This is a genomic window from Vibrio owensii CAIM 1854 = LMG 25443 (assembly GCF_000817815.1).
Lineage (GTDB): Bacteria > Pseudomonadota > Gammaproteobacteria > Enterobacterales > Vibrionaceae > Vibrio > Vibrio owensii.
In genome coordinates, this window is record NZ_JPRD01000083.1 from 1 (window position 1) to 7,621 (window position 7,621).

The window sequence follows — 7,621 nt, forward strand, 5'->3', positions numbered from 1 at the left end:
CTGGGTTAAACAAAGGCCCCCTTTTAGGGGGCTCACACAAAGCCACCGTCTTTAGAAGGTGGCAATTTACTAACCAAGAAGTGATAGTGCCGACGAAGGGTTCTGCCGTGCTTGAGCTAAAATGCTAGTTCCTGCCTGACTCATTATTTGGTTTTTGGTCATTTCTGTTGTTTCTTTGGCGTAATCTGTATCTCGGATTCTTCCTTTAGATTCCGTAACACCAACTTGAATATCATTAAGGTTTGAAATGTTGTGCGCTAATCTATTTTGATATGCGCCAAGTTCTGCCCTTTGTGAATCTACGTATTCAACTGCTGAATCAACAATTCCAATAGCCTTTTGGGCCCCACCGACGGTAGTAATATCTATATCGGCTACTGTTTGTATTTCGGCTGAATCCCCAGATAAATCTAACTCCTCAGCTAACGAACCTGAAAAAGAGACGCCTTTTTCAATTTTGTTGTTGTCCATATAAATTTGAAGTTCACCGTCTTCATTGACCGAAGCTTTCAAAGCCTCTTGTGATTGACCATTTATATAGGTAGCGACTTCTTCAATACTATCTCCTGCTTTCACATTGATTGTATGAGACTCTTTGTTTCCGTCATCATTAGTAAATGAATAATTGAAATCAGCTTTGTCTGGAGATACAACCCAAGAACTGTCTTTTCCTTCACCAGCGGTAAAGACTGCGCCCCCCATATTTTGGTTATCGCTACGAATACTATCAATACTGATTGTCATCGCCTCACCTTGTGACGAACCTATTTGAAAAGTTTCGTTACCGAAAGTCCCATTTAGTAAATTTCGTCCACCAAATCGAGTGGTGTCAGATAGACGATTCATTTCGTCTTTTAGGGCTTGTGCTTCCTTATCTAGAGAAATTCTTTCATCACGTGAGTTGACACCATTTGCGGATTGTATAGCAAGGTCACGGATTCTTTGCAGAACGTTTGTTGATTCTTCCATTCCTCCTTCTGCTGTTTGAAGTATAGAAATCCCATCATTTGCATTTTTTGTTGCCACATCAATTCCTGATGCTTGAAATGCCAATCGGTTTGAAATAGCTAATCCAGCCGCATCATCTTTTGCACTGTTTATTCGACTACCAGACGCCAGATGAGACATAGAATCTTGTGTCTTATTTGATGCTTTATTCAAACTATTTTGCGCATTCATAGCGGCAACATTAGATCTAATAGATATAGTCATAAATGTTTCCTATGTATTTTCAGTGTTATAAATTGCGTATAACACAAACGCTTGATCGGCAAGGTGAACTACCTCTTTAGTGTTTTTTTTTACAAAAACTCATCGTTAGATCACCGTCACATTTTCGGGGGGTGAGGGATTCGTCCGGCTAATCAAAGTGGTTCTAATTTATTAGTTGTTGTGTTGTTTAACAATGCAAACCGTATGACGCTCTGGAAGGGTTACATTCAATGAAGTTGAGATTTATCTCAACAAGTGAAAATATGTTTAAGATTCATGTACCGGCACCGGAAGGGGTATGATTCATCGTTCTGTGGGTTTCATTCGGAAAGGAAAGACTAAAGCTAGAACAGAAGCTATAGGTATTCGATATAAAATAGGTCGCCAACATTGGGAGAAGTTTTGGACTCGTGTTCTACACGACGAAAAGCTATTGCTTCGCATAAGTAAAATGACCATTCAATCAAGATTAATTCAAGTCCAAGATACATATAACGGAAAGCCTTTCACGAAAGAAATGTATTGCGCCAATTGGATGGATGAGGAAGGCGTCAAACATTTTTTGTCTAGGGGAACCAAAGGGAGAGGTAGGGCTGCGGCTTACCTCATTACTAAGCGGATCATGTTTGATGGTATTAGACGTTATCACGATATATTGCTGTTTATGAAAATCATCACTAGGGCAGATCTGCGCCAAGTGAATGCGTACTTAAAGGATATAAAACAATGATATGACTAGACCGCGAACAACCCAGACACGGCGGCGTATGCGGATATCAGAATGTGGTATCCAAAGACATAAAAAAAGCCCCCTAAAAGGGGGCAACTCGTGAAATAAATAACTATGGAGAGTTAAAAGATTCAATACAAAAATTTACTTCGTCCTTTGGTTTAAACACTCATCCCGGACAAGGTCTCACGGACTAAGCACAATCAAAATACCTATCCAGATTCCCCTTCTCAAATTAACCTCCTAATAATGCGTAAATGTTTGGTATTAATGAAAAAAATAATATCAATAGAACTGAGTTGTGTGGTGTGTCTCATTGGTAAGACTGATGTTGAGCTGAGGACGCGCTTTACACATAACCTTATGAATATAATGGTTTTTACAAGTGCATTCTAATTTTCGTCTAGTTTATCAGTAATTGTTAATATTCGCGGAGGTGATCAATGTAATCCTTGAACGTTTGTTGGTTTTATTTGTGAGAAAGTTTTTCAAAAACAAAAAGTAATATTGACATGCGCAATTTGAACCTAGTGATAACCTGCACAAAGCATCATCGATCTCCTCCCGTCGTCTAACCAGCGGCTTGGTGATGTCAAGGTTAAACCTAAATCTAAAAGGAGTTGATTAGGTTTAACCTATTTTAACTTTATTAAACACTAGGAATTAAAAATGAAAAAAACAGTATTAGCAGCAGCTCTACTAGTAGTAGCAGCAAGTGGTGCAAATGCAGCTACAATTTACGATAACGATGGCACTTCTATTGACCTTACAGGTCGTGCAGAAGGTCGCGCAGCAATTAAAGATAGTAATGTATCAGATGAATCACGTGTGCGTCTTAATATCGCGGGTAAACAACAGATCAGAGATAGCTTATATGGTGCAGGTGTGTATGAAGTTCAATTTAATACGAACGAAAATGGCGGAGCAACGGATACAGATTCTGGGGATAAAGAATTAGAAGTTCGTCTTGCGTATGCAGCTTTAGGGGGGGATTTTGGTCAAGTTGGTTACGGGAAAACAGAAGGCGGTTTAGGCATTATTACCGATTTTACAGATATCATGGCTTATCACGGTAACACAGCAGCCGATAAGTTTGCGGTGGCAGATCGTTCGGATAATATGATTTCTTATCAAGGTTCTTTCTTTGATGTACTTCAACTAAAAGCAAGTGTACGATTTGACGACACTACTAATCAGGGTCACTACAAAGATGAAGATTCATCTGGTTTCTCTGCTTCCGGTATTTATAACGTTGCTGGCTTAATTAATGTTGGTGGTGGCTATGCTGAGCAGGGCAAAAACAAAGAAGGCATGATTGGTGTAAATGGCAAATTATCTGGTGTATATCTTGCGGCCCTATATACCGACGCTAAGAAAGATTTTGACAGTTACCAAGTTACTGGTGATCTACCTGCAAACATGAACAACTTTAACGGTGTAGTAGATTATAAAGGTTTTGAATTAGCAACCTCATACACGGTTGGTGATTTCGCATTTACTGCGACATACAACAAAGCCGAGACGGACGGTGATACTACCGTTAACAACACCGCAGTAGACGCTACCTATTACTTCAAAACTAATTTCTACACTTATGCATCTTATAACTTCAATATGCTAAGTGAAGGTGATCACATCGGTACCGGTGTGGTGTCTAAAGCCGATGCTGATGATGAGATCGCGGTAGGTATTCGTTACGACTTTTAATGTTTAATAACCGTTAAGACTGACTTCTAACGGGAATATATAAATAGTGCGTCGGAATGGGGACGCACTATTTATGAGGGCATTCATGCTAAAGTGGCGCATAACAGGTCACGAGGATTCAAGAGTTATATTTTCCGAAATAATCCCGTGTTCTTTAACGAACCAAGAAAAAATTAAACTACTTCTACAATTATTGACTGCAAAATATTGTCTGACAAACGAAATGCTTTTTTATTCCATTGCTTCGGAAGGTAATAGAACTAAATTCAAACAAGATAATTTATTAAAGGTGGATAGGATTTGTTATTCTCCTAAAGAGTTTTCTTGTGGTGAAAATCCTTGTTTTATAGCCTCTTTAATAGAGGATATAGAAGAATAACATATTAATATATCAGGTGATCGGTTGGAACATACATGTAAGTTTTGCCGCGAAAGTAGCGTGGTTATTGAGTTAGGCTTTGATAGTCTATTTATTTGTAAAGAGTGTGTAGAATACCTGAGTTATTTACATGATGAGGAGGTCTTTGAACTTTCCCCGTCCGTTGCTGCATCAATATTCAACGCTCATTGCAGTTTGCGTCTGCTTCGCAGAAGTTTACCAAACGCATCATTAAGTAAGCACTTTAAAGCATTGAAATCTGACTTGTCTAATGCAATTGATGATCTCGACCTATCAATAAAATGTTCTGAGGCAGTCATTCACGATAAATTGATTAAACATTTAGATGACTTGAAATGTCAGTTATCAACATTGCTTAGTTTATATGATGTGTAAACTTTAAATTAAAAACTAAGTGAAAAACTATGGCAACAAAAACTATTATTGTTAGAAATTTTGGCAGTTTTTATGATGTCTGTGATAACGAGTTAGTTTACGGACATAATGTGCATTGCACTTTTTATGTTGCACCAAATGAAACAAAAAGTATGGAGGCACTTCTACAAGAAAAAGGCGGAGTAAAATTAACTACATCAACAAAAAATTATTTTCAAAAAATAGGTATAAATATTTAAGGATACAAAATGAAACTTAACAAATTGACTATCGCATTAGGGTTGTCTTTAGGGCTTATTTCTACTACTTCTAATGCAGGTGGTTATATGTTTTCTGAATTAGGGGAGTTAAGCACAAGTACGGCAGGTGCAGGTGTTGCCGCTGTCGCTGAGGGGGCAGAAACTGCTTTCGCAAACCCTGCGGGTATGACTAGATTGAAAGGAAAAAATATTGCCTCCAATATTGGTCTTTTAAATCTAGACAGTAAATATTACGACATTGGAAGTCATAATGCTGGTGATCTTAATAACTACTCTAAAGAGACTTCGCTTACAAAACTTCTACCTTTAGCAAGTATGTATTTTACTGATGCAATTAACGATAAATTTTCTGTTGGCGTCGCGATGGGCGGGACTGGTGGCTCTGGTTTTGGATATAGTGATGCGTTTGCTGGTTCGATTATGGCAGAAAATGGTTTACTCCTAACAGCTCAATTGAATCCCAGTGTGGCATATAAACTTAACGACCAGTTATCTATTGGCGCTGGATTTAGCATCGAATATGCATTTATTAATCAAACCTTGGGAAGTGCTAGTTTTGATGGTGGTAATGATTATATAAATGCGGAAGTTACTGCCGATGATGTTTCTTATGGTTGGAATGTTGGAGCAATGTACGAGCTTAACGACGCTAACCGATTCGGTTTTACATATCGTTCTCAGATTGACCATGAGTTAGATGGTGATTTGGATGCAAATGTTAAAAGCGTGGGTGGTGAAACATTGAGCTCACAAATCAACATTACCATGCCAGCCCAAGCTAAATTGAGTGGCTATCACGAAGTGCAAGATAATCTTGCTTTGTTGTGGACACTTGGTTGGCAGGATCTAAGCGCAGTCCAAAATACTGATGTAATTGTCGAAGGACACAACTCTCCTTTAGCAAGAAATTGGAAAGATACATATTCGGTTGCGCTAGGCGGACACTTCCGTATTAGCAATGCACTTCGTTTCGAAATGGGGTATTCGTACGAAACATCACCACAAGATGACCCTAAACACATTTTTGTTGATGTGCCAACTGGTCCAATTAATAAATACTCAACTGGTTTAACATGGTTTGTTAACAAAAATACCAAAGCACAGTTTTATTACGAGTATTTAGACGGCGGTACTGTTAGAACGCAAGCTAATGATAATCTGACTGGTGGTGCATTGACACAACTTAATGGAGTGTACGACATGAACGTACACTTCCTAGGCGCTACCTTAAACTATTCATTCTAAAAAAGAGGGGCATCAAATGATGCCCCATTTAATTTGTAGATTTCAGAGGTCAAAATGATTCAAACAATAATTAAGTTATTTGCTATATGCTTTTTTCTTTCTTCAGCAGTAATACAGTTTGGTTCCGTATATATTCTTGAGCATTTCAAGGGTAATGAATTTGTAGACGTTTTACTTGAGGTTCTATTACAAGGAACGCTGTTAACCTTTGGTTTGTTTTTCATTCTCCGAAAAGAACTTTCTTGTTTAAAGATTCTAACCAGTGAAATAGAAAAACTAAAAAACGGCGAATTAAGTCACTCCGACATTCCTCTTTTTTCAACAGAGTTTAATGTTGTTTCAGATATGTTAGCTGAGTCAAAGTTACAGTTAGCCAATACCATCGGAAGTTGCAAAAGCACTATGGAAAGTATAAATGAAAGTGATTTAGGTACAAAGCAAATAGTTGCCGCTTTTGTTGCCAATTCTGAACAAGAGCTACAAGAAATCGAACAAATTGCCACCGCTGCTACAGAGCTATCAGCGACAGCTAGAGAGGTGGCTGATAATGCAGTAAATGCGGAACGCGCTAATGCTGTAATGTCAGAGGCGATAGAAAATGGTGTTCAAGTGTTAGACCGCACTCAAACAATAGTTTCTGATATTAACAGTTCTTTAGGTTCGGCTTTTGCAATAGTGAGCGAACTTCGCGCATATAGTGAGGAGATAAACCCTATTGTAGAAATGATTTCATCAGTATCTGAACAAACCAATCTTTTAGCATTAAATGCAGCCATCGAAGCTGCACGAGCTGGCGAATACGGACGTGGGTTTGCGGTAGTAGCAGAAGAAGTAAGAGCACTTGCTGAAAGAACTCAGAAATCAACAGTTAATATTCAAGAGGTCGTTGCTAGGTTGCAAGCCAAATCGAATGAAGCAGATGAGATTATGTCAGTTAACAGTTCACTAATCGATGAATCAATGAAAGTTACAACCGATCTTAATTCGGCATTCTCAAGTATCTCAAATGAAGTTTCGCAACTTGCATCAATTAACGCAATGGTAGCAGCAGCTTCTGAGGAACAATCAACAGTTACTGAAGATATCTCAATGCGTATAAACGATGTTAACCGTGGAGTGGAAGAAAACTTACAGAACGTTTATAAAGCAGCAGATGGAATGAAAGCTAGAACAAGTTGGTTGTCTGATTTAACTCAAAAACTATCGTTTTTTAACGTTTGACAAATAAGGTAAAGGTAAGCAATGAACATTCATACTTTAGGTCAGCTTTTTGAGACGATATTAAGTAACTTAGACTTTTTGATTTCGGTGAAATTGAAACCAGAAATATCTTACATTGGAAGATTGACGGTAAAACCTATGGAGTGCCAAATAATAGGTTTGAATTTTGAAAAAGAGCATCATTTGATTAGTTTAACTCTTTCTAAGTTTGTTCCTGTAGCTCCTTTGGGCGTTGTTCCAATTAACTCTGAACTAGAGGGCGATAATGTCATTTTTGAGTTAAAGTACTGTATGCTTAATAATACGTTAATTCAAATATCCGATCTAACAGAAAACAATAATTACATTGATGAAGTTCAAATATTATCAAGTGCCAAAATTACATGATATGAAAGTACCAAGCTTGTATTTGTAATAAAAAAGTTCCCAGATGGGAACTTTTTTATTACTACTGTACCGTCCTAAATAAGG

At 37.9% G+C, this 7,621-nt stretch carries 9 protein-coding genes; 8 read left to right on the forward strand and 1 reads right to left on the reverse strand.

Going from position 1 to position 7,621, the window contains the following annotated elements:
• Nucleotides 1–69: 69 nt before the first annotated feature.
• Entirely contained in the window at nucleotides 70–1,212 is a 1,143-nt protein-coding gene (locus H735_RS28850) for a flagellin (protein WP_020198183.1), read from the reverse strand.
• A gap of 298 nt (nucleotides 1,213–1,510) precedes the next feature.
• Between H735_RS28850 and H735_RS28855 the strand changes: the two genes are divergently transcribed.
• The 8 genes from H735_RS28855 to H735_RS28885 all read left to right on the forward strand — a co-directional run bounded on the left by H735_RS28855 (nucleotide 1,511) and on the right by H735_RS28885 (nucleotide 7,537).
• Entirely contained in the window at nucleotides 1,511–1,942 is a 432-nt protein-coding gene (locus H735_RS28855) for a hypothetical protein (protein WP_020198182.1), read from the forward strand.
• 669 nt (nucleotides 1,943–2,611) lie between these two features.
• Nucleotides 2,612–3,649, forward strand: coding sequence for a porin (locus H735_RS28860; RefSeq protein ID WP_020198181.1), 1,038 nt, complete (start codon nucleotides 2,612–2,614; stop codon nucleotides 3,647–3,649).
• 85 nt (nucleotides 3,650–3,734) lie between these two features.
• Nucleotides 3,735–4,028: a hypothetical protein gene (locus tag H735_RS28865; RefSeq protein WP_020198180.1), complete on the forward strand. Its 294-nt coding sequence runs from the start codon at nucleotides 3,735–3,737 to the stop codon at nucleotides 4,026–4,028.
• Between the two features lie 24 nt (nucleotides 4,029–4,052).
• A complete protein-coding gene (locus H735_RS31275; RefSeq protein WP_152447712.1) occupies nucleotides 4,053–4,424 on the forward strand; it encodes a hypothetical protein in 372 nt (123 codons plus the stop codon).
• 29 nt (nucleotides 4,425–4,453) lie between these two features.
• Nucleotides 4,454–4,663 carry a hypothetical protein gene (locus tag H735_RS28870; RefSeq protein ID WP_020198179.1) on the forward strand — a complete coding sequence of 70 codons (210 nt, stop codon included), beginning with the start codon at nucleotides 4,454–4,456 and terminating at the stop codon, nucleotides 4,661–4,663.
• 9 nt (nucleotides 4,664–4,672) lie between these two features.
• Nucleotides 4,673–5,929, forward strand: a complete 1,257-nt coding sequence (locus tag H735_RS28875; protein WP_020198178.1) for an OmpP1/FadL family transporter — start codon at nucleotides 4,673–4,675, stop codon at nucleotides 5,927–5,929.
• Nucleotides 5,930–5,983: 54 nt separating this feature from the next.
• Complete coding sequence (locus tag H735_RS28880; protein WP_020198177.1) at nucleotides 5,984–7,150, forward strand: methyl-accepting chemotaxis protein; 1,167 nt, start codon at nucleotides 5,984–5,986, stop codon at nucleotides 7,148–7,150.
• 21 nt (nucleotides 7,151–7,171) lie between these two features.
• Nucleotides 7,172–7,537 (forward strand): hypothetical protein, encoded by a 366-nt coding sequence (locus H735_RS28885; RefSeq protein WP_020198176.1) that lies wholly within the window; start codon nucleotides 7,172–7,174, stop codon nucleotides 7,535–7,537.
• The last annotated feature ends 84 nt before the right edge of the window (nucleotides 7,538–7,621 follow it).